The organism is Oceaniglobus trochenteri (assembly GCF_020529025.1).
GTDB classification, from domain to species: domain Bacteria; phylum Pseudomonadota; class Alphaproteobacteria; order Rhodobacterales; family Rhodobacteraceae; genus Oceaniglobus; species Oceaniglobus trochenteri.
Map to the genome: position 1 here is coordinate 504,735 of NZ_JACNMM010000003.1, position 19,168 is coordinate 523,902.

Consider the following 19,168-nt stretch of genomic DNA (forward strand, 5'->3'; position numbering starts at 1 on the left):
TTCTCCTCAGTGGTTGTCGCGGGGCAGCCCCTTGTGGGCTATGTCGCGGTACTTGTCGGCGCCACGCAGGGTCATGCCTTCGGAAAGCGGCTGAACCCGCTCGCGGAAGATTTCCTGCCAGGGCGATTGGCTTTCGGGGGCGAAGGGGCGGTCGGGCAGGGCGGCGCGGCGCTTTTCCAGCTCGCTGTCATCCACCAGCATGTCGGCGGTGCATTTCTTCAGATCGATGCGCAGCCGGTCGCCGGTCTGCACCAGGGCCAGCCCGCCGCCCGCCGCCGCCTCGGGCGAGGCGTTGAGGATGCTGGGCGATCCCGAGGTGCCCGATTGCCGCCCGTCGCCGATGCAGGGCAGGGCGTGGATGTCCTTTTTCAGCAGGTAGGCGGGGGGGCGCATGTTCACCACCTCGGCCGCGCCGGGGTATCCGATGGGCCCGGCCCCGCGCATGATGAGGATGCAGTTCTCGTCGATGTTCAGGGATTCGTCGTCGATCCGGTGGTGGAAATCCTCGGGGCCGTCAAAGACGATGGCGCGCCCTTCAAAGGCATCCGGGTCGTCGGGGTTGCTCAGGTAACGCTTGCGGAACTCGTCCGAGATCACGCTGGTCTTCATGATCGCGCTGTCAAAGAGGTTGCCCTTGAGGTTGACGAAACCGGCCTCGCCCAGCATCGGGTTTTCGACCGACATGATGACATCGGGGTTCGCGGTCAGCACGTCTTCGCAGTTCTCGCGCATGGTCTTGCCGTTGACGGTTTTCGCGTCGGGGTGCGGCAGAAGCCCGGCTTTCAGCAGTTCGCCCACCACGGCGGGCACGCCGCCCGCGCGGTGGTAATCCTCGCCCAGGTACTTGCCGGCCGGTTGCAGGTTCACCAGCAGCGGCACCTTGTGGCCCAGCTTCTGCCAATCGTCGTTGTCCAGCGCCACGCCCAGGTGGCGTGCCACGCCGTTCAGGTGGATCGGCGCGTTGGTCGAACCGCCGATGGCGCTGTTGATGACCACGGCGTTCTCAAAGGCCTCGCGGGTCATGACGTCCGAGGGCTTCAGATCCTCGTGCACCATCTCGACGATGCGCTTGCCGGTCTCATAGCTGATCTGCCCGCGTTCGCGGTAGGGGGCGGGAATCGCCGCGCTGCCGGGAAGCTGCATGCCCAGGGCCTCGGCCAGCGAGTTCATGGTGGTCGCCGTGCCCATGGTGTTGCAATAGCCGACAGAGGGGGCCGAAGAGGCGACCAGTTCCATGAAGCCGTCGTCGTCGATCTTGCCCTCGGCCAGCAGTTCGCGCGCCTTCCAGACGATGGTGCCCGACCCCGTCCGCTCGCCGTTGAACCAGCCGTTCAGCATCGGGCCGACCGACAGGGCGATGGCGGGGATGTTGACGGTGGCGGCGGCCATCAGAAGGGCCGGCGTTGTCTTGTCGCAGCCGATGTTCAGCACCACGCCGTCGATCGGATAGCCGTAAAGCGTTTCGACCAGCGACAGGTAGGCTAGGTTCCGGTCAAGCGAGGCGGTGGGCCGCTTGCCGGTTTCCTGGATCGGATGCACCGGAATCTCGATCACGGTGCCGCCCGCCGCGATCACGCCATCGCGCACCCGCTTGGACAGTTCGATGTGGTGGCGGTTGCAGGGCGACAGGTCGCTGCCGGTCTGCGCGATGCCGATGATCGGCTTGCCGCCCTGCAATTCCTCGCGGGTCAGGCCGTAGTTCAGGTAACGCTCCAGGTACAGCGCGGTCATCTCCGGGTTTTCCGGGTTGTTGAACCACTTCTGCGACCGCAATTCAGTTTTCTTGCTCATCGGAAAAAATCCTGCGTTTGTTCCTGGCGCCGACGGGGCGCCGCCATCTTTGGTCTTCAAATATCCCCCCCCGGAGGGCCGGGGTCAGCCGGACCAGCCGCCGTCGATGACGTGGGGCTGACCGGTGGTGAACCCGCTTTCGTCGCTGGCAAGGTAGACCACCAGGGCGGCGATTTCCTCGGCGGTGGCGATGCGGCCCATGGGCTGGCGCGCGACGAAGGCCTTCATCGCCGCCTCGTAGTCGCCCGTCGCCTTCAGCCGCTCGTGCAGCGATGGCGATTCGACGGTGCCGGGGCAGATGCAGTTGCAGCGGATGCCCTTGGTCACATATTCGGCCGCGACCGATTTCGTCAGCCCGATCACCGCGGCCTTCGAGGTGCCATAGACAAACCGGTTCGCCACCCCGATCACCGAGGAACAGACCGACGACATGTTCACGATGCTGCCCGTGCCACGGTCCAGCATCGCCGGAAGCGCGTTGCGGATCGTGCGCCACTGGGCGCGCACGTTCAGATCGAAGGCGAAATCCCAATCGGCGTCGGTGCATTCCAGGATGCTGCCGTTGTGGACGACCCCGGCACAGTTGAACAGGATCTCGGGGTCGGCCCTTGCGATGCCTTCCTTGACCGATTTGTCGCTCAGCACGTCCAGACGGAAAGTCTGGATGTTGTCGCGTCCCTCGGCGGCCAGTTCGGCCAGTGCGTCTTCGTTCACATCGGTGGCAAAGACCTGGGCACCCTCGTCGGCCATGGCCAGCGCCGAGGCGCGCCCGATCCCCTGACCGGCGGCAGTGATGAGGGCGCGTTTGCCGGAAAGACGTTGTGTCATCGAAGACTCCTCGGGTTATGACGGGGCGCGGCGCAAATCTGCTGCGAAGGGCGCTCGCGGGGTATGTTATCGTTAAATACGGGCCTATTCCTAGCCCCGCGGACATACTACTGTCCAAAGAAATCCCGGGGATCAAGCGCAATCTTGACGTTGAGACAGGATCGGCGGCACAAGCCTGCAGGCGCCCGCCCCGGCATCTGGAAAAGGAACGATGGATATGAACAGCCCCGTGATCGCCTTCCTGGGAACCGGATTGATGGGGGCGCCAATGGCGCGCAACCTGGCCCGCGCCGGGTATCCGCTGCGGGTCTGGAACCGCAGCCCGCAGAAGGCCAGCGCCCTGGCCGATGAAGGCGCAACGGTCTGCCAGACTGCGGCCGAGGCGACGGCAGGGGCCGATGTCGTCATCACCATGCTCAGCGACGGGCCGGCGGTTGCTGGCCTGGTGAAGGACGCGGCGGTGACCGGCGGGCTGGCCCGGGGCGCGATCTGGCTCGACATGTCCTCGATCAAGCCGGGCGAGGCGCGCGATCATGCCGCCCACCTTGGCGGGTTGGGGGTGGCGCATCTGGATGCGCCGGTGTCGGGCGGCACCCGCGGCGCCGAGGCGGCGACGCTGGCCATCATGGCAGGGGGCGCGGCCGATGCCTTTGCCCGCGCCGTGCCGGTGTTTCAGGCCATGGGCCGCCCGGTGCATGTGGGGCCAGACGGAGCGGGGCAGCTCAGCAAGCTGGCCAACCAGGCCATCGTCGCCGTCACCATCTCGGCCGTGGCCGAGGCGATGCTGCTGGTGCGCCAGGGCGGCGCCGACCCGGCGGCGGTGCGCGCCGCGCTGAAGGGCGGCTTTGCCGACAGCGTGATCCTGCAACAGCATGGCGAACGGATGACGACGGGCAATTTCGTGCCCGGCGGGCCCAGCAAGTTCCAGTTGAAGGATCTCGACAACCTGCTGGGCGAGGCGGGGTCGCTGGGCCTGGAATTGCCCGTATCCCTGCAGGTGCGCGACCGTTTCGAAACCCTGTGCCAGGACCTGGAGGGCGGTGACCTGGATCATTCCGGCCTGTTCCTTGAGCTTTTGCGGCGCAACGGGCTTTCGGAATGAACCGGCCCGGGCTTGCGGACCGGCCCGTCACGGCGCCCGCACCCTGTTTGAACCTGCCGCGTCGAATGTCCGACGCGGCGAAACCGCCTTGCAACGGGCGACGGTCTGCGAAACGATACAGGCAGATGCCCGCTTGCATCTGGTCCGACGCGCCACATTGGTGCGCGCGCGGACCAGTGACGCGCCCTTTTGCACCTGAGGAAGCCAAATGACCGATTTCATTCGCCTAGATGCCGACGACAATGTCGTGACGGCGACCCGCAGCCTGCCCGCAGATCACCCGATCGAATCCGTCACCACGACGGGGCTGATTCCCTCGGGCCACAAGATCGCCACCCGCGCGATCGCCAAGGGCGAACAGATCCGCAAATATGCCCAGTTCATCGGCCTTGCCTCGGAAGACATCGCGCCGGGCAGCCATGTGCACACCCACAACACCGAATTCCGCAATACCGACGTGGAATACGAATTCGGCACCGACCTGCGCCCGGTGGCCCCGGCCAAGGGCGATACCTTCATGGGTTACCGCCGCGAGAACGGCAAGGTAGGCACGCGCAACTACATTGCCATCGTCACCTCGGTGAACTGTTCGGCCACGGCGGCGCGGCGCATCGCCGATGCCTTCGGCCCCGAGGAACTGGCGCAGTATCCCAACGTCGATGGGGTGGTGGCCTTCGTGCATGGCACCGGCTGCGGCATGGCGGGCGACGGCGACGGCTTCGAAGCGCTTCAGCGTGTCATGTGGGGCTATGCGCGCCACCCCAACCACGCCGGCGTGCTGATGGTGGGGCTTGGCTGCGAGATCAACCAGATCGACTGGCTGCTCGAGGCCTGGGGCCTGAAGCAGGGGCCGCTGTTCCAGGCGATGAACATCCAGGGCGTGGCCGGGCTGCGCAAGACGATCGAGGTGGGCATCGAGAAGGTGCGCGCCATGCTGCCCATCGCCAATGAATTCGTGCGCACCGAATGCCCGGTATCGGAACTGAAGGTCGCGCTGCAATGCGGCGGGTCGGATGCCTGGAGCGGGATCACCGCCAACCCGGCGCTGGGCCATGCCTGCGATCTTCTGGCGGCCCAGGGCGGCACCGGCGTTCTGGCCGAGACCCCGGAAATCTATGGTGCCGAACACCTGCTGACCCGTCGCGCCAACGACCGCGCCACCGGCGAAAAGCTGGTGGGCCTGATCCGCTGGTGGGAAGATTACACCAAGCGCAACAAGGGCAGCATGGACAACAACCCATCCCCCGGCAACAAGAAGGGCGGCCTGACCACCATCCTTGAAAAGTCGCTGGGTGCCTCGGCCAAGGGCGGCACTTCGCCGCTCATGGGGGTCTACAAGTACGGCGAAGAGGTGACGGCCAAGGGGTTCACCTTTATGGATTCGCCCGGCTATGACCCGGCCTCGGTCACCGGTCAGATCGCGGGGGGCTGCAACGTGGTGGTCTTCACCACCGGCCGCGGCAGCGCCTTCGGGTCCAAGCCCGCGCCGACGATCAAGGTGGCAACCAACACCGAGATGTACAACCGCATGATCGAGGACATGGACGTCAACGCCGGAGAGATGCTTTCGGGCGGGGTCACGCTTGAGCAGAAAGGGCGCGAGATCTACGAGAAGATCCTGCGCGTGGCCTCGGGCGAGGCGTCGAAATCCGAAATGCAGGGCCTTGGCGACTATGAGTTCGTGCCCTGGCAGATCGGCGCCGTCATGTGAGTGTTCTGGAGATCATCCAGCGTAATACCCTGTCATCGCTTTTGCTGATGCGGGGTTACAACGTGTTTCTGCCAGTGACGGATCAGGGCATCGACTTCATCATCCACCGCGAATGCGATGGTGATCTGAAGCTGATTCAGCAAAAGTCGCGCTGGACCATCGACCGCAAATACCTGGGGCGCAACATCTGGGTCGCCTTCCTTAGCCGCGAGGAATGGTATCTGGCGCCCCATGACGAAATGATCGCGCTGGAAAGCGCCAAAGGCACGACACTTGAAACTGCATCCTGGCGCGAGGGGAACCAGTACAGCCGCGCCAACCTCAGCCATGCCGACGAATTGATCTATGCGCCTTATCGACTGCGTGCCGATCTGGGTGATTGCGACGGGACCGGCCCAAGATGAAACGCATCGGTGTCGTCGGCCTTGGCCTGATCGGAGCGCGCCATGCGCAGGCGGTGCTGGCCCATGACGGCGCGGCGCTGGCCTGCGTGGTCGATCCCGATGCGGCCCTGCGCGCCCGGTTCGACGTGCCGGGGTTTGCTGCGCTTGCGGATGTCGATCTGCCGCTGGATGGCGTGATCCTGGCCACCCCCACTGCCCTGCATGCCGATCAGGCCTGCCTGGCGCTGGGGCGGGGCTGGCCGGTGATCGTGGAAAAACCGCTGGCGGGCGATCTGGCGGGGGCCGACCGGATCGTCGCGGCGCAGGCAAGCACCGGCCTGCCGGTGCTGACGGGCCATCACCGCCGCCACCGGGCCGATGTGCAGGCCCTGCGCGCCCTGGTGCAGGGCGGGGCCATCGGGCGGCCGGTGACGGCAAGCTGTCTTTGGGCGATGAAAAAGCCCGACACCTATTTCCAGACCGCCTGGCGGCAGGGGCGCGAAGGGTCGCCCGTGATGCTGAACCTTGTCCACGACATCGACGTTCTGCGCTTTGTCCTGGGCGATGTGACGGGCGTGCAGGCCATGGCGGGCGCCAGCCTGCGGGGCGCGACGGCCCGTTCGGAAAGCGGAGCGGTGATGCTGCGCTTCGACAGCGGCGCCGTCGCCTCGATCGCCTTTGCCGATACCACGCCCAGCCCCTGGGGGTTCGAGGCAGGGACAGGGGAAAACCCCAACATCGCCACCACCGGGCAGGACATGCTGTTCATCGCGGGCACCGGGGGGGCGGTTTCCTTTCCGTCGCTCACGCTCTGGCGGGGGGCTGCCGACTGGGGCGAACCGCCCATGGCGCAACGCCACGATGCCGGGCCTTCCGATACCCTGGGCGCCCAGCTGACCCATTTCCTGGCAGTGATCGACGGCGCGCCCCCCCTGATCGACGCCGCCGATGCCCGCGCCACGCTGGCCACGACGCTGGCCGTTGAAACCGCACTTGCCGTGCAATCGGAGGCACCATGACAACGCTTCGCGCCGGGCTGATCGGCGAACATATCTCGCGCACCCGCCTGCCTGCCGCCCTGCGCATCATGTGCGATCACGCCGGGCTGGACCTTGATTTCACCCTCTTCGACACGGCCGAGATCGAGGATTTCGATTTCGACACCACGCTGGACATGGCCCGCCAGGACGGTTGGACCGGCATGACCGTGACCCATCCCTTCAAGACCATGGCGCGCGACTATGCCGCCGGTGGCATGGAGGAGGGCGTGGCGCACCTCGGGGCCTGCAACACTCTGGTGTTCGGTGCCGGGGTCGCGGGGCACAACACCGATTACACCGGTTTCCTTGCCGCTTTCGCCGCCCATGCCATTGCGCCGGGGACTGTGGTGATGATGGGGGCGGGGGGCGTGGCTCAGGCCCTGGCCCCCGCGCTGATGGAACTGGGCGCGACGCATCTGGCGATCTGCGATACCGACCCGGCGCGCGCAGCCGCCCTGGCCGCCGGTTGCGGGGCCGAACCTGTGGCCCTGGCCGATGCGCCCGGCTTTGTCGCGCGGGCCGATGGGCTGGTGAATGCCACGCCTCTTGGCATGGCCGAATACCCCGGCAGCGCCTTTCCCGCCGCCACGCTTGGGCCGCAGCGCTGGGCCTTCGATGCCGTCTATACCCCGACACGCACCGCCTTTCTGCAGGACAGCGCAGCGGCGGGGCTGCATTGCATCACCGGGTTCGAACTGTTCCGCGCCATGGCCCTGCGCAGCTTCGAGGCCTATACCGGCCTTGCCCTGCCCGCCGACGAGATCCTGCCGCTGCTTGACCGGCTGAAACCCGAATGAAGGTTGCCGTCATCGGGCGTGGCCTGTTCGGCAGTGCCGCCGCGCGCCACCTTGCCATGGCGGGGGTCGATGTCACCCTGATCGGACCCGACGAGCCGGTGGACAAGCGGGCGCATGGCGGTGTCTTCGGGTCGCACCATGACGAGGGGCGGATCACCCGGCGCTGTGCGCTTGATCCGTTCTGGGTGGGGCTTTCCGCCGCCTCCATCGCCCGCTATGGCCGGATCGAGGCCGACAGCGGCATCCGCTTTTATACCCAGGCCGGGGCCATGATGGCGGGCGATGCCGCATGGATGACCCGGCTGCGCGATGCCTGTGCCGCCCATGGTGTCGAGCCTGAATGGCTGTCCCCCCGGGAATTGCGCGAAGGCTTTTCCTTCTTTCACCTGCCCGACGGCTTTTCCGCCAGCTACGAGGCCACCATGGCGGGGCACATCAGCCCCCGCCGGCTGGTGGCCGCCCAGGGCGCGGCGGCGCTGCGCCACGGGGCAAAGATCATCGATGCGACGGTGCATGGGCTGGATGAGGGGCAGGGCGGTGTGACCGTCACCACCCATGCCGGCACCCTGCGCTTTGACCGGGTGCTGGTGGCCGCGGGCGCGATGACCGACAGCCTGCTGTCCCGCCCCCCGCGCAACGATGTCTATGCTCGCACCGTTGCCCTCTTCGAGGTGGACGCGGCCGAGGCGGCGCGCCTTTCCAAGATGCCCGCGCTGATCTGGCAGGCGCCCGAAGACCCCTATCTTCTGCCCCCGATCCGGTATCCCGACGGAACGATCCACGTGAAACTGGGCGGCGACCCCGAGGATGTGAAACTTCCCGATGCCGGGGCGATCGGCGACTGGTTCCGCGCGGGCGGCAACCCCGATGTGCGCGACCGGCTGGAGCAGATGATCCGCGCCCTGATGCCCGACCTTGCAATCCGCGCCGTCAGGATGGATGCCTGTGTCACCACCTGGTCGCCCGACCGCCGCCCCGAGATCGGGCATCTGACCCGGCGCGTGGCGCTCTGCACGGCGGGCAATGGCGCCGGCGCGAAATGCAGCGACGAGATCGGCCGCCTTGGCGCGGCCCTGGTATTGGAACAGACAGGAGTCTCCACATGACGAAGATCGGATTTATCGGGCTGGGGCTGATGGGCGCTGCCATGGTGCAGCGCCTGCAGGACAAGGGCCATGCCGTCACCGTGCTGGGCAACAAGACCCGCACCCGCATCGACAAGGCCATCGCCAACGGCGCGAGCGAGGCGAAAACCGCCCGCGACCTGGCGGCCGACAGCGACATCGTGATGCTGTGCATGGGCACCTCGGACCAGGTGGAAAGCCGGATGCAGGGCGAAGACGGCGTGATCGCGGGGCTGAAGCCCGGCGCCGTGGTGATCGACTTCGGCACCTCGCTGCCTGCCTCGACCCTGGCCATGGGCGACAAGGTGGCCGCCGCTGGCGGGGCCTATCTTGACGCGCCCCTGGGCCGCACCCCGGCCCATGCCCTTGAAGGCAAGCTGAACATCATGGGCGCGGGCGACAAGGCGGCCTATGACAAGGTGAAACCGGTGCTGGATGACCTGGGCGAGAACGTGTTCCACCTGGGCAAGCTGGGCTCGGGGCATACGATCAAGCTGATCAACAACTTCTTCGGCATGACCGTGGCCAACGCCATGGCCGAAGCCTTTGTCATGGCCGATACCATGGGCGTGCCGCGCCAGTCGCTTTACGACGTGATGTCGGCGGGGCCGCTCCACTCGGGGATGATGGATTTCGTCAAGGGCTATGCCGTTGACGGCGACCCCGAAAAGCTGGCCTTCATGATCGCCAACGCGAACAAGGATGTCGGGTACTACGCCAAGATGGCCGAGGATGCGGGCGTGGACAGCATCATGTCCACCAGCGCGCGCACCGCCCTGTCACGCGCCGTCGACGAAGGCTGGGGCGACCGGCTCGTCTCGGAGATGGTCGATTTCTACAGCGAGAAGTTCAAGGGCTGATCCATGAGCGTCGCCGCCCGCGCCAACGAAGACCGGGCCGGCCTTGGCATCGCCATGATGCTGCTGGCCTACCTGTCGATGGCCTTCATCGACACCTCGGTCAAATGGCTGACGCTGGCGGGGCTGGCGGCGCTGCAACTGTCGTTCATGCGCTATCTGGGCGCATTGGCGATTTCGCTGCTGGACATCGGGCGCGGCGGGTTCAGCCGCGACCGGTTTGCCACCGATCACCTGGGGCTGGTCAGCCTGCGCGCGCTGTTGCTTGCGGCGGCGACGGTGATCAATTTCGTCGCACTTCGATACCTGCCGATGACGGTGACCTCGGCCATCATGTTCTCGGCGCCGCTTCTGGTCTGTGCGCTGTCGATGCCGATGCTGGGCGAAAGGGTGGGGCGCTGGCGCTGGGGTGCGATCCTTCTGGGCTTCTGCGGTGTCCTGGTGGTGATCCGGCCCCTCGGGGCCGAGTTTCACCCCGCCATGCTCCTGCCGCTGCTCAATGCCCTGTGCCTTGCCTTCTATTCCATCCTGACGCGCCGGCTATCGGGCCGGGTGGCAACCCAGACGATGCAGTTCTATGCCGGGCTGATCGGCACGGCGCTTCTTCTGCCCGGCGCGATCCTCACCTGGGTGACACCGGCCACGCCGCTTGACTGGCTGCTGCTGGTCGCGCTTGGCCTCTGGGGCTGGTTCGGGCACGAGCTTCTGACCCGGGCCCACGGCCTTGCCCCCTCCAGCACGCTGATGCCCTATTCCTATTCCTTCATGATCTACCTGACGATCAGCGGCTACCTGGTGTTCGGCTCGGTGCCCGATGGGTTCACCCTGGTGGGCGCGGGCATCATCGTGATCTCGGGGCTTGTCATCTGGGCGCGCGAACGCCGCCGCGCACCCCCCATCGTGATCAAGCCGCGCCTCTGACCGCCGGTCGGTTCACAGCCGCGCCGCCAGCCGCGTGCCCTGGTCGATGGCGCGCTTGGCGTCCAGTTCCGCCGCCACATCCGCGCCGCCGATGACATGGGCGGCGATGCCCCGTTCCGCCAGTTCATCGGCCAGGCTGCGCTGGCTGACCTGCCCGGCGCAAAGCACCACCGTGTCGCAGGCGATGACCTGCGGGTTCTCGCGCGCTTCGCCATGGGTGATGTGCAGACCCTCGGCGTCGATCTTCTCGTAGTTGACGCCGCCCACCATCTTCACCCCCTTCATCTGTAGGGTGGCCCGGTGAATCCATCCCGTCGTCTTGCCCAGCCGCTTGCCCAGCTTTTCGGCCTTGCGCTGCAACAGCACGATTTCGCGCGCCGGGGCTTCGGGGTTGGGGCCATCGGGCGAAAGGCCGCCGCGTTGCGCCTCGGGGTCGGTGATGCCCCATTCCGCCATCCAGGCATCGCGGTCCAGGGTCGGGCTTTCCCCCGCCTCGGCCAGGAACTCGGCCACGTCAAAGCCGATTCCCCCGGCCCCCACGATGGCCACCCGCCGGCCCACGGCAGCCCCATGGCGCAGCACGTCGACATAGCTGACGACATTCGGCCCGTCCTGCCCCGGAATTTCCGGATCGCGCGGCAGCACGCCGGTGGCCACGATCACCTCGTCATAGCCGCTCAGCATCCCGGCGCTTACCTCGGTGCCCAGCCGGGTTTCGATGCCCCGCTCGGCCACCATGGTCTTGTACCAGTCCACCAGCCCGTGAAACTCCTCCTTGCCGGGGATGACGCGGGCCATGTTCAACTGCCCGCCGATGCGGTCGGCCTTGTCGAACAGCGTTACCTCGTGGCCCCGTTCCGCCGCGGCAAGGGCCGCCGAGAGGCCCGCGGGCCCCGCCCCGACAACCGCCACCCGGCGCGGGGTCGCCACGGGCTCCAGCACCAGTTCCGTTTCATGGCAGGCGCGCGGGTTCACCAGGCAGGACGACAGCTTGCCGCTGAAGGTATGGTCCAGGCAGGCCTGGTTGCAGGCGATGCAGGGGGCGATCTGCGCCGCCTGTCCGGCCTTGGCCTTGGCCACGAAATCGGGGTCGGCCAGGAAGGGGCGCGCCATGCTCACCATGTCGGCACAACCATCGGCCAGAACCTGCTCGGCCACATCGGGCGTGTTGATCCGGTTGCTGGTGATGACGGGAATCGAAACCTCGCCCATCAGCTTCTTCGTCACCCAGGAAAAGGCCCGGCGCGGCACCGAGGTGGCGATGGTGGGCACCCGCGCCTCGTGCCAGCCGATGCCGGTGTTCAGGATGCTGGCACCCGCCGCCTCGATGGCACGGGCCAGTTGCACCACCTCCGCCCAGGTCGAACCGCCCGGGATCAGGTCGATCATGCTCAGCCGGTAGATCAGGATGAAATCCTGCCCCACCGCTTCGCGCACGCGGCGCACCACCTCCACCGGCAGGCGCATCCGGTTCTCGTAGGCACCGCCCCAATCGTCGGTGCGCCTGTTCGTGTGGGTGACCAGAAACTGGTTCAGGAAATAGCCCTCGCTGCCCATGACCTCCACGCCGTCATACCCGGCCTCGCGGGCGCGGGCGGCAGCGGTGACCATGTCGGCGATCTGCTTTTCGATCCCAACCGCGTCCAGAGCCTTCGGCGCGAAGGGCGAAATGGGCGATTTCACCGCCGAGGGTGCAACGCATTCGGGCGAATAGGCATAGCGCCCGGCATGCAGGATCTGCATGGCGATCCGCCCGCCCGCATCATGCACCCGGTTGGTGACCCCCCGGTGGTTGGCGATATCCTCGGACGAAAACAGGCCCGCCGCACCCGGAAACACCCCGCCCTCGCGGTTGGGGGCCATCCCGCCCGTCACCATCAGCCCGACACCGCCCCGCGCCCGCGCGGCATAGAATTCGGCGACCCGGTTCCAATCCTTCGTCTCCTCAAGCCCGGTGTGCATCGACCCCATGAGCACACGGTTCTTCAAGGTCAGATGTCCAAGGTCCAGCGGCGCCAGAAGATGCGGATAATCGCCCATGCCAATTCCTCCTGAATGTCGCACCAGCATCCCCCGCCGGAACGGCCAAGTCACCCCAAACGCGGCGTCACCCCATCTTTGGTCCTCAAATATCCTCAGGGGGTGAATTGACCTGTGGTCAAGAGGGGGCAGAATGCCCCCTTTCCCGCGCGCCGCAGGCGCTACCGCCTCAGGCGGTTTCCAGGCAATGGCGCCGGAAGGCCCGCTTCAGCATGTCCAGCTCGGCGCGCAGCAGGTCTACCTCGGCGCGGATGTCGTGGTCCAGGGCATCGCCCATGGCGATGCTGAAGGTGCCAAGATCGCTCTCCTGCCGGGTGTCACGGATCAGAAAGGTCTGCACCCCGCCCGAAAGCGCCTCCATCGGGATCGCGAACCGCAGGTGCCACTGGTCCGGCCTGTCGGTGTCGGGGGTCAGTTCCACACCCTCCAGGTCGCGGCCCCGGTGGCTGACCGAAACCGCGGGCGCATCGTCGGCGGCGGTATCGCCGGTCAGCACGCCTTCCCAGGTGCCCCGGACAACCCGGATCGCAGAGAGTTTCAGGTCGGACATGGCGAAGCCTCCGGTATCACAGTTCGGCGCGCGGGCGGCGGGTGACGGCCAGGTCGCGCAGGATGATCTGGTTCATTTCCGGCCCCTCGAAGATCAGGTCGATCCACATCTTCTCCACCCGCTTCTCGTTCAGCCGCGAATAGGCCAGGTCGAACTCCACCGACATCTCGTTCGACCCGAGGGGCAGTTCGCGCACGATCTGTTCGGTATTCGGCCCGTGGCGCACGTTCAGCCGGGCAAACACCTCCAGCGGTTTCTCGATCTCGATGATCGTGTCCAGGCGCACGATATGTCGCTTCTGCAACCCCTCGACCGATTGCGCCGGCAGGTCGATCACCAGCGACATGAAAGAGCCGTCAAAGCGGAACACGTCGATGCGCAACCCGAAGGGGGCCAGGTCTTCCTCGCGCAGGTTGCGCAACTGGCGATAGGTCAGTTCGGAAATCCGGCAATCGTGAAAGATCGTCGCCTCGTCGCCGATCTGGGTGCGGCTTTCCACCGCCACGGCGCCCGGAACCGGCAATGAGCCGCGCCATGGCTGCGGGCGATAGGCCCAGTCGGTGCCAAGGGGTTTCTGGATGGCGTTGCTGCCGATGCGGGGCAGGGCCAGCCGCCCGTCGGCGGCGTGGATCACCCGGTCGATGCGGTGGCGCAGAACACCCGCGCCATCGCGCAGCCGTTTCAGGGTGGCCAGGTCCAGGGTGTCGGCACGCCGGGCCAGGCGGGACCAGCGGCGCAGTGCCCGCAGGTCCAGCAGATGCCCAAGCCGAAGTGCCAAGCGTTCTTTCATCCTGCCCTTTCCGTCGTCCGCCGGCGGTCACGCCGGGCGGCAGAAGGGGGCCGGGGGCAAGGGCCGTGGCCCGCCCCCGGCGCCCCGGCTTACAGGTCCATGTAGACGTGGCGTTCCTTTTCGGCGCCGGGGTGGGTGACCGCGCCCTTGTAGGTCGGGCCCACCAGTTGCGCGAACTTCCAGATGGCGCCGCTGGCATAGAGCGTTTCGCGCGGGCCTTTCCAGTCGGCGCGCCGCTGTTCCAGCTCTTCGTCGCTGACGTCGAAGGACAGCTCGCCGGTGATCGCGTTCAGGGTGATGATGTCGCCATCCTCCACCAGGGCGATCGGCCCGCCAAGCGCGGCCTCCGGCCCGACGTGACCGACGCAGAAGCCCCGGGTCGCGCCCGAGAACCGGCCATCGGTGATCAGCGCCACCTTCTTGCCCATGCCCTGGCCCGAAAGGGCGGCGGTGGTGGACAGCATCTCGCGCATGCCCGGGCCGCCTGCGGGGCCTTCGTTGCGGATCACCAGAACCTCGCCTTCCTTGTAGGTGCGGGCCTGCACGGCGGCAAAGGCCTCTTCCTCGCATTCGAAGACGCGGGCGGGGCCCTGGAACATCTGTTCCTGCCCGGTCATGCCCGCCACCTTCACGATGGCGCCCTCGGGGGCCAGGTTGCCCTTCAACCCGACGACACCGCCGGTCTTGGACAGCGGCGCATCGACAGGGTGGATCACCCGGCCATCGGCCTCGCGGTCGATCAGGTCCAGTTCCTCGCCCACGCTGCGCCCCGAGGCGGTGATGCAATCCTCGTGGATCAGGCCCGCCTTGCGCAGTTCCTTCATCACGACGGGCAGGCCGCCGGCATCATAAAGATCCTTGGCCACGTATTGGCCACCCGGCTTCAGGTCGACGAAATAGGGGGTGTCCTTGAAGATCTCGCACACGTCTTCAAGGAAGAAGTCGATCCCCGCCTCATGGGCCATGGCGGGCAGGTGCAGCCCGGCGTTGGTGCTGCCACCGGTGCAGGCGACGACGCGGGCGGCGTTTTCCAGCGACTTGCGGGTCACGATGTCGCGGGCGCGGATGTTCTTCTCGATCAGGTTCATGACCGCCTGGCCGCTGGCCTGGGCATACTGATCGCGCGATTCGTAGGGCGCGGGCGCACCCGAGGAATTGAACAGCGCCAGGCCGATCGCCTCGCTCACGCAGGCCATGGTGTTGGCGGTGAACTGGCCGCCGCAGGCCCCGGCGCTGGGGCAGGCGACGCGTTCAAGGATCGTCAGCGCCGCATCCGACAGGGTGCCGTTCTGATGGCGGCCCACCGCCTCGAACATGTCCTGCACGGTCAGGTCGCGACTGGCGAAATCCTCGGGCACGTCGGCACCGGCGGGCACCTTGCCCGGCAGGATCGACCCGCCGTAAAGGAAGACCGAGGGCGTGTTCAGCCGGATCATGGCCATCATCATGCCCGGCAGCGACTTGTCACATCCGGCAAGGCCGACGATGGCGTCATAGCAATGGCCGCGCATGGTCAGTTCCACGGTGTCGGCAATCGCCTCGCGCGAGGCGAGCGAACTGCGCATGCCTTCGTGGCCCATGGCGATGCCGTCGGTCACGGTGATGGTGGTGAATTCGCGCGGCGTGCCGCCACCGGCCTTCACGCCCAGTTTCACTGCCTGTGCCTGGCGGTTCAGCGCGATGTTGCAGGGGGCCGCTTCGTTCCAGCAGGTCGCGACGCCGACGAAGGGCTGGTCGATCTGTTCCTGGTCCAGCCCCATCGCGTGGTAGTAGGAACGGTGCGGCGCACGCGCCGGTCCCTCGGTCACGTGGCGGCTGGGCAATCTGGATTTGTCGGTTTTGCCTTTCAGCATGGCGGCCTCCTTGAGCATCGGTTGCCGTTTGGAATAGGCGAGGGGGCGAATTTGCACAAGGCTGATTGCTCTGACCTCCCGGCCGCAATAGCCTGTGGCGATGACAGCGACACCCGACCCCGCCCGCGCCACCACGCCCCCGAACCGCACCGCGGCCGTCCGCGCCTTCCTGCATGCGGGGCGTCGCGCGCCGCAGCTCTGGCGCCTGGTGCTGGGGTGCATCCTCATCGCGATCTGCGCCTTCGGCTGGACACTGGCACCCGTCGGCATCGCCTGGCTCTGGCGCGGCCCCGAGGCGGCGCTGGCCTTTGCGCAGGGCTTGCAGCGCCCCGAAACGCCCCGTGCCACGCTGATCCTGCTGGGCAGCTTCGCGGGCATGGCGGCAGGTGTGGCCCTGGCGGTCTGGCTGCTGCACCGCCGCCGCCCCCGCAGCCTGTTCGGGCCACGGTCGGTGCTGTGGCGCGATTTCGCCCTTTCGGCGGGCGTGGTGCTGGCGGTCTATGCCGTCGGTGTCGCCCTGTGGCTGACCCGCTTTACCCCCGATCTCAACCTCGACCCCGGGCGCTGGCTCTGGCTTGTTCCGCTGGCGCTGGCCGGTGTCGCGCTTCAGACCCTGGCCGAGGAACTGGTCTTTCGCGGCTACCTGACCCAGCAACTGGCCGCCCGGTTCCAAAGTCCCGTGATCTGGCTGATCCTGCCCGCGCTGGCCTTCGGCGCGGTGCATTACGATCCGGCCACGGCGGGGGCCAGCGTCTGGGTCGTCGTCGGCTCGGCCACCGTCTTTGGCCTGGTCGCCGCCGATCTGACCCGGCGCACCGGCAGCCTTGGGGCGGCCTGGGGTTTTCACTTTGCCAACAACCTTCTGGCCATCCTCGTTCTGGCCACCAAGGGCACGATCACCGGCCTGTCCCTTTTCGTGACACCCTATGCCGTGGATGACGCCCAGGTGATGCAGCGGCTGGTCCTGGGGGACATGGCGCTGCTGCTGGTGGCCTGGGCGATCCTGCGCCGGGTGCTGCGCTAGGTCCCGCCTGCCGGGGTGCGGTGCGCCGATTGCATTCCGCCCCGCCGGGGCTTATGTCAGCGGCACGTCTAAAAGGGTGCCGCCGATGAACTGGATCTCGAACTACGTCCGACCGAAGATCAACTCGCTGTTTTCGCGCCGCGAAGTCCCCGAGAACCTCTGGACCAAGTGCCCCGAGTGCGGCACCATGCTGTTCCACCGCGAGCTGAGCGACAACCTGAACGTCTGTTCCAGCTGCGATCATCACATGCCCATCAGCCCGCGCGCCCGCTTCCAGGCGCTGTTCGACGGCGGAACCTTCGTCGAGGTGCCGGTGCCCGCCCCCATCGCCGACCCGCTGCAGTTCCGCGACCAGAAGAAATACCCCGACCGCCTGAAGGCCGCACAGCGCGACACCGGCGAACCCGAGGCGATGCTGGTAGCCGAGGGCGAAATCGGCCGCACCCCCATCGTCGCCGCCTGTCAGGATGCCCGGTTCATGATCGGCTCCATGGGGATGTTCGTGGGCAACGCCTTCCTCGCGGGCTGCGAAAGGGCCGTGGAACAAAAGCGCCCCTTCGTGGTCTTCACCGCGGCGGGCGGCGCGCGGATGCAGGAAGGCATCCTGTCGCTGATGCAGATGCCGCGCACCACCATCGGCGTGCAGATGCTGCGCGAGGCGGGCCTGCCCTACATCGTGGTGATGACCGACCCGACGACAGGCGGCGTTTCGGCCTCCTATGCCATGCTGGGCGATATCAACATGGCCGAACCCAATGCCCTGATCTGTTTCGCCGGTCCCCGCGTCATCGAACAGACGATCCGCGAAAAGCTGCCCGAAGGCTTCCAGCGGGCCGAATATCTGCTGGATCACGGCATGCTTGACCGCGTCACGCCCCGTGGCCGCATGCGCGAGGAACTGATCACCATCACCCGGATGCTTCTGGGGATGCCGCCGGCCGTGGTGGGCGACCTGCCCGCGCCCGAAGGGGGGGGCGACCTGCCCCAGGAGGCCGGCCCCGACACCCCGGCCAGCGAACCGCAGGGCTGAGCATGGCCGTGGCCCCCCCGGACGGCTCCGACGCCATCCTCGCCCGGATGCTGGCGCTGCACCCCAAGATCATCGACCTGACGCTCGACCGGATGTGGCGGCTGCTCGAACGCCTCGGCCACCCTGAGCGCGACCTGCCGCCGGTGATCCACATCGCCGGCACCAACGGCAAGGGATCGACCCAGGCGATGATCCGCGCCGGGCTCGAGGCGTCGGGCAAACGGGTTCACGCCTATACCTCGCCGCACCTGGCGCGGTTCCATGAACGCATCCGCCTTGCGGGCCAGCTGATCGACGAGCCGCGCCTGGCCGCCCTTCTCGACGAATGCTACAGCGTCAACGGTGGCGAACCCATCACCTATTTCGAGATCACGACCTGCGCCGCCCTGCTGGCCTTTGCCCGCACCCCGGCCGATTACACCCTGCTCGAAGTGGGCCTCGGCGGGCGGCTTGACGCGACCAACGTGGTCGACAGGCCCCGCCTCACGGTCATCACCCCGGTGTCGATCGACCACCAGCAATACCTGGGCGATACCCTGGCCGAGATCGCGGGCGAAAAGGCCGGCATCCTGAAACGCGGTGTGCCCTGCGTCGTCGGCCCTCAGGAAGATGCCGCCCTCGAGGTGATCGAATCGCGCGCCGCCCGGCTGGGCGCGCCGCTCATCGCGCAGGGGCAGCACTGGCACGTTGCCGAGGAACGCGGGCGCCTGGTCTTCCAGGATGAAACCGGCCTGCTCGACCTGCCGCCGCCGGGCCTGCCCGGCCCCCACCAGTTTGACAATGCCGGCGCTGCCCTGGCCGCCCTGCGTCACCTCGGCTGCGATGCCGCCGCCTGCGAAGCGGCGGTCGCCAGGGCCGAATGGCCCGCCCGGATGCAACGCCTCACCAGCGGCCCGCTGGCCGACATGGCAGCCGAGGCACAGCTCTGGCTCGACGGGGGCCACAACCCGGCGGCGGGCCATGCCATCGCCGCCACCCTGTCGCGGATGCCGCCTGCCGAAACCCACCTGATCTGCGGCATGCTGAACACCAAGGACATCGCGGGCTACCTGCGCCCCCTGGCGGCCCATGCCGTGCATCTCCACGCGGTCGACATCCCCGGAGAGGCGAACACGCTGCCCGCCGAAGCCACCCGCAAGGCCGCCGAAACCGCGGGCATTCCAGCCAGCACCGCCACCTCGGTCGAACAGGCCCTGGCCGCCATCACCGCCCGGTCGCCCCATGCCCGGGTGCTGATCTGCGGCTCTCTCTACCTCGCCGGACGCATCCTGCAATCCAACGGCTGAACCGGTGGGCCATGCCCTCTTTCTTGCCCGAAATACTCTCG

Annotated in this window: 17 protein-coding genes; 11 read left to right on the forward strand and 6 right to left on the reverse strand. The window is 67.2% G+C overall.

Features of this window, described 5'->3' with window-relative positions:
* Positions 1–6 precede the first annotated feature (6 nt).
* The gene (locus tag H7828_RS06740) at positions 7–1,791 is read right to left on the reverse strand and encodes an IlvD/Edd family dehydratase (RefSeq protein ID WP_226780237.1); all 1,785 of its coding nucleotides are present in this window, start codon (positions 1,789–1,791) and stop codon (positions 7–9) included.
* 84 nt (positions 1,792–1,875) lie between these two features.
* Complete coding sequence (locus H7828_RS06745; RefSeq protein ID WP_226780238.1) at positions 1,876–2,619, reverse strand: SDR family oxidoreductase; 744 nt, start codon at positions 2,617–2,619, stop codon at positions 1,876–1,878.
* A 217-nt stretch (positions 2,620–2,836) separates the two neighbouring features.
* Here H7828_RS06745 and H7828_RS06750 point away from each other — a divergent pair, with 217 nt between their 5' ends.
* From H7828_RS06750 to H7828_RS06785, 8 genes are all read left to right on the forward strand, one after another.
* On the forward strand, positions 2,837–3,721 hold the full coding sequence (locus tag H7828_RS06750) for an NAD(P)-dependent oxidoreductase (protein WP_226780239.1): 885 nt from the start codon (positions 2,837–2,839) through the stop codon (positions 3,719–3,721).
* Between the two features lie 208 nt (positions 3,722–3,929).
* Positions 3,930–5,432: a UxaA family hydrolase gene (locus H7828_RS06755; protein WP_226780240.1), complete on the forward strand. Its 1,503-nt coding sequence runs from the start codon at positions 3,930–3,932 to the stop codon at positions 5,430–5,432.
* Entirely contained in the window at positions 5,429–5,836 is a 408-nt protein-coding gene (locus tag H7828_RS06760) for a hypothetical protein (protein ID WP_226780241.1), read from the forward strand. Before H7828_RS06755 ends, H7828_RS06760 begins: the two co-directional genes overlap by 4 nt.
* Positions 5,833–6,834 (forward strand): Gfo/Idh/MocA family protein, encoded by a 1,002-nt coding sequence (locus H7828_RS06765; protein WP_226780242.1) that lies wholly within the window; start codon positions 5,833–5,835, stop codon positions 6,832–6,834. The genes H7828_RS06760 and H7828_RS06765 overlap by 4 nt, the downstream gene beginning before the upstream one ends.
* Positions 6,831–7,652 (forward strand): shikimate dehydrogenase family protein, encoded by an 822-nt coding sequence (locus H7828_RS06770; RefSeq protein ID WP_226780243.1) that lies wholly within the window; start codon positions 6,831–6,833, stop codon positions 7,650–7,652. Before H7828_RS06765 ends, H7828_RS06770 begins: the two co-directional genes overlap by 4 nt.
* On the forward strand, positions 7,649–8,758 hold the full coding sequence (locus H7828_RS06775; protein WP_226780244.1) for an NAD(P)/FAD-dependent oxidoreductase: 1,110 nt from the start codon (positions 7,649–7,651) through the stop codon (positions 8,756–8,758). The genes H7828_RS06770 and H7828_RS06775 overlap by 4 nt, the downstream gene beginning before the upstream one ends.
* Entirely contained in the window at positions 8,755–9,636 is an 882-nt protein-coding gene (locus H7828_RS06780) for an NAD(P)-dependent oxidoreductase (RefSeq protein ID WP_226780245.1), read from the forward strand. The genes H7828_RS06775 and H7828_RS06780 overlap by 4 nt, the downstream gene beginning before the upstream one ends.
* A gap of 3 nt (positions 9,637–9,639) precedes the next feature.
* On the forward strand, positions 9,640–10,554 hold the full coding sequence (locus tag H7828_RS06785; RefSeq protein WP_226780246.1) for a DMT family transporter: 915 nt from the start codon (positions 9,640–9,642) through the stop codon (positions 10,552–10,554).
* A gap of 12 nt (positions 10,555–10,566) precedes the next feature.
* Here the strand turns inward: H7828_RS06785 and H7828_RS06790 are convergent, their stop codons facing one another.
* The 4 genes from H7828_RS06790 to ilvD all read right to left on the reverse strand — a co-directional run bounded on the left by H7828_RS06790 (position 10,567) and on the right by ilvD (position 15,787).
* Positions 10,567–12,594: an NADPH-dependent 2,4-dienoyl-CoA reductase gene (locus H7828_RS06790; protein WP_226780247.1), complete on the reverse strand. Its 2,028-nt coding sequence runs from the start codon at positions 12,592–12,594 to the stop codon at positions 10,567–10,569.
* A gap of 169 nt (positions 12,595–12,763) precedes the next feature.
* Entirely contained in the window at positions 12,764–13,144 is a 381-nt protein-coding gene (locus tag H7828_RS06795) for a hypothetical protein (RefSeq protein WP_226780248.1), read from the reverse strand.
* Between the two features lie 16 nt (positions 13,145–13,160).
* Positions 13,161–13,934, reverse strand: coding sequence for a DUF6478 family protein (locus H7828_RS06800; RefSeq protein WP_226780249.1), 774 nt, complete (start codon positions 13,932–13,934; stop codon positions 13,161–13,163).
* 89 nt (positions 13,935–14,023) lie between these two features.
* Positions 14,024–15,787, reverse strand: coding sequence for a dihydroxy-acid dehydratase (gene ilvD, locus H7828_RS06805; RefSeq protein ID WP_226780250.1), 1,764 nt, complete (start codon positions 15,785–15,787; stop codon positions 14,024–14,026).
* 100 nt (positions 15,788–15,887) lie between these two features.
* Between ilvD and H7828_RS06810 the strand changes: the two genes are divergently transcribed.
* The 3 genes from H7828_RS06810 to H7828_RS06820 all read left to right on the forward strand — a co-directional run bounded on the left by H7828_RS06810 (position 15,888) and on the right by H7828_RS06820 (position 19,127).
* Positions 15,888–16,811, forward strand: a complete 924-nt coding sequence (locus H7828_RS06810) for a CPBP family intramembrane glutamic endopeptidase (protein WP_226780251.1) — start codon at positions 15,888–15,890, stop codon at positions 16,809–16,811.
* Positions 16,812–16,896: 85 nt separating this feature from the next.
* Positions 16,897–17,841, forward strand: coding sequence for an acetyl-CoA carboxylase, carboxyltransferase subunit beta (gene accD, locus H7828_RS06815; protein ID WP_226780252.1), 945 nt, complete (start codon positions 16,897–16,899; stop codon positions 17,839–17,841).
* Positions 17,842–17,843: 2 nt separating this feature from the next.
* Entirely contained in the window at positions 17,844–19,127 is a 1,284-nt protein-coding gene (locus H7828_RS06820) for a bifunctional folylpolyglutamate synthase/dihydrofolate synthase (protein ID WP_245398590.1), read from the forward strand.
* The last annotated feature ends 41 nt before the right edge of the window (positions 19,128–19,168 follow it).

Excerpts from the sequence above, each read along its gene's own strand:
- H7828_RS06740 (WP_226780237.1), bottom strand. The coding sequence starts at position 1,791 with ATGAGCAAGAAAACTGAATTGCGGTCGCAGAAGTGGTTCAACAACCCG.
- H7828_RS06745 (WP_226780238.1), bottom strand. The coding sequence starts at position 2,619 with ATGACACAACGTCTTTCCGGCAAACGCGCCCTCATCACTGCCGCCGGT.
- H7828_RS06750 (WP_226780239.1), top strand. The coding sequence starts at position 2,837 with ATGAACAGCCCCGTGATCGCCTTCCTGGGAACCGGATTGATGGGGGCG.
- H7828_RS06755 (WP_226780240.1), top strand. The coding sequence starts at position 3,930 with ATGACCGATTTCATTCGCCTAGATGCCGACGACAATGTCGTGACGGCG.
- H7828_RS06765 (WP_226780242.1), top strand. The coding sequence starts at position 5,833 with ATGAAACGCATCGGTGTCGTCGGCCTTGGCCTGATCGGAGCGCGCCAT.
- H7828_RS06770 (WP_226780243.1), top strand. The coding sequence starts at position 6,831 with ATGACAACGCTTCGCGCCGGGCTGATCGGCGAACATATCTCGCGCACC.
- H7828_RS06775 (WP_226780244.1), top strand. The coding sequence starts at position 7,649 with ATGAAGGTTGCCGTCATCGGGCGTGGCCTGTTCGGCAGTGCCGCCGCG.
- H7828_RS06780 (WP_226780245.1), top strand. The coding sequence starts at position 8,755 with ATGACGAAGATCGGATTTATCGGGCTGGGGCTGATGGGCGCTGCCATG.
- H7828_RS06785 (WP_226780246.1), top strand. The coding sequence starts at position 9,640 with ATGAGCGTCGCCGCCCGCGCCAACGAAGACCGGGCCGGCCTTGGCATC.
- H7828_RS06790 (WP_226780247.1), bottom strand. The coding sequence starts at position 12,594 with ATGGGCGATTATCCGCATCTTCTGGCGCCGCTGGACCTTGGACATCTG.
- H7828_RS06795 (WP_226780248.1), bottom strand. The coding sequence starts at position 13,144 with ATGTCCGACCTGAAACTCTCTGCGATCCGGGTTGTCCGGGGCACCTGG.
- H7828_RS06800 (WP_226780249.1), bottom strand. The coding sequence starts at position 13,934 with ATGAAAGAACGCTTGGCACTTCGGCTTGGGCATCTGCTGGACCTGCGG.
- ilvD (WP_226780250.1), bottom strand. The coding sequence starts at position 15,787 with ATGCTGAAAGGCAAAACCGACAAATCCAGATTGCCCAGCCGCCACGTG.
- H7828_RS06810 (WP_226780251.1), top strand. The coding sequence starts at position 15,888 with ATGACAGCGACACCCGACCCCGCCCGCGCCACCACGCCCCCGAACCGC.
- accD (WP_226780252.1), top strand. The coding sequence starts at position 16,897 with ATGAACTGGATCTCGAACTACGTCCGACCGAAGATCAACTCGCTGTTT.
- H7828_RS06820 (WP_245398590.1), top strand. The coding sequence starts at position 17,844 with ATGGCCGTGGCCCCCCCGGACGGCTCCGACGCCATCCTCGCCCGGATG.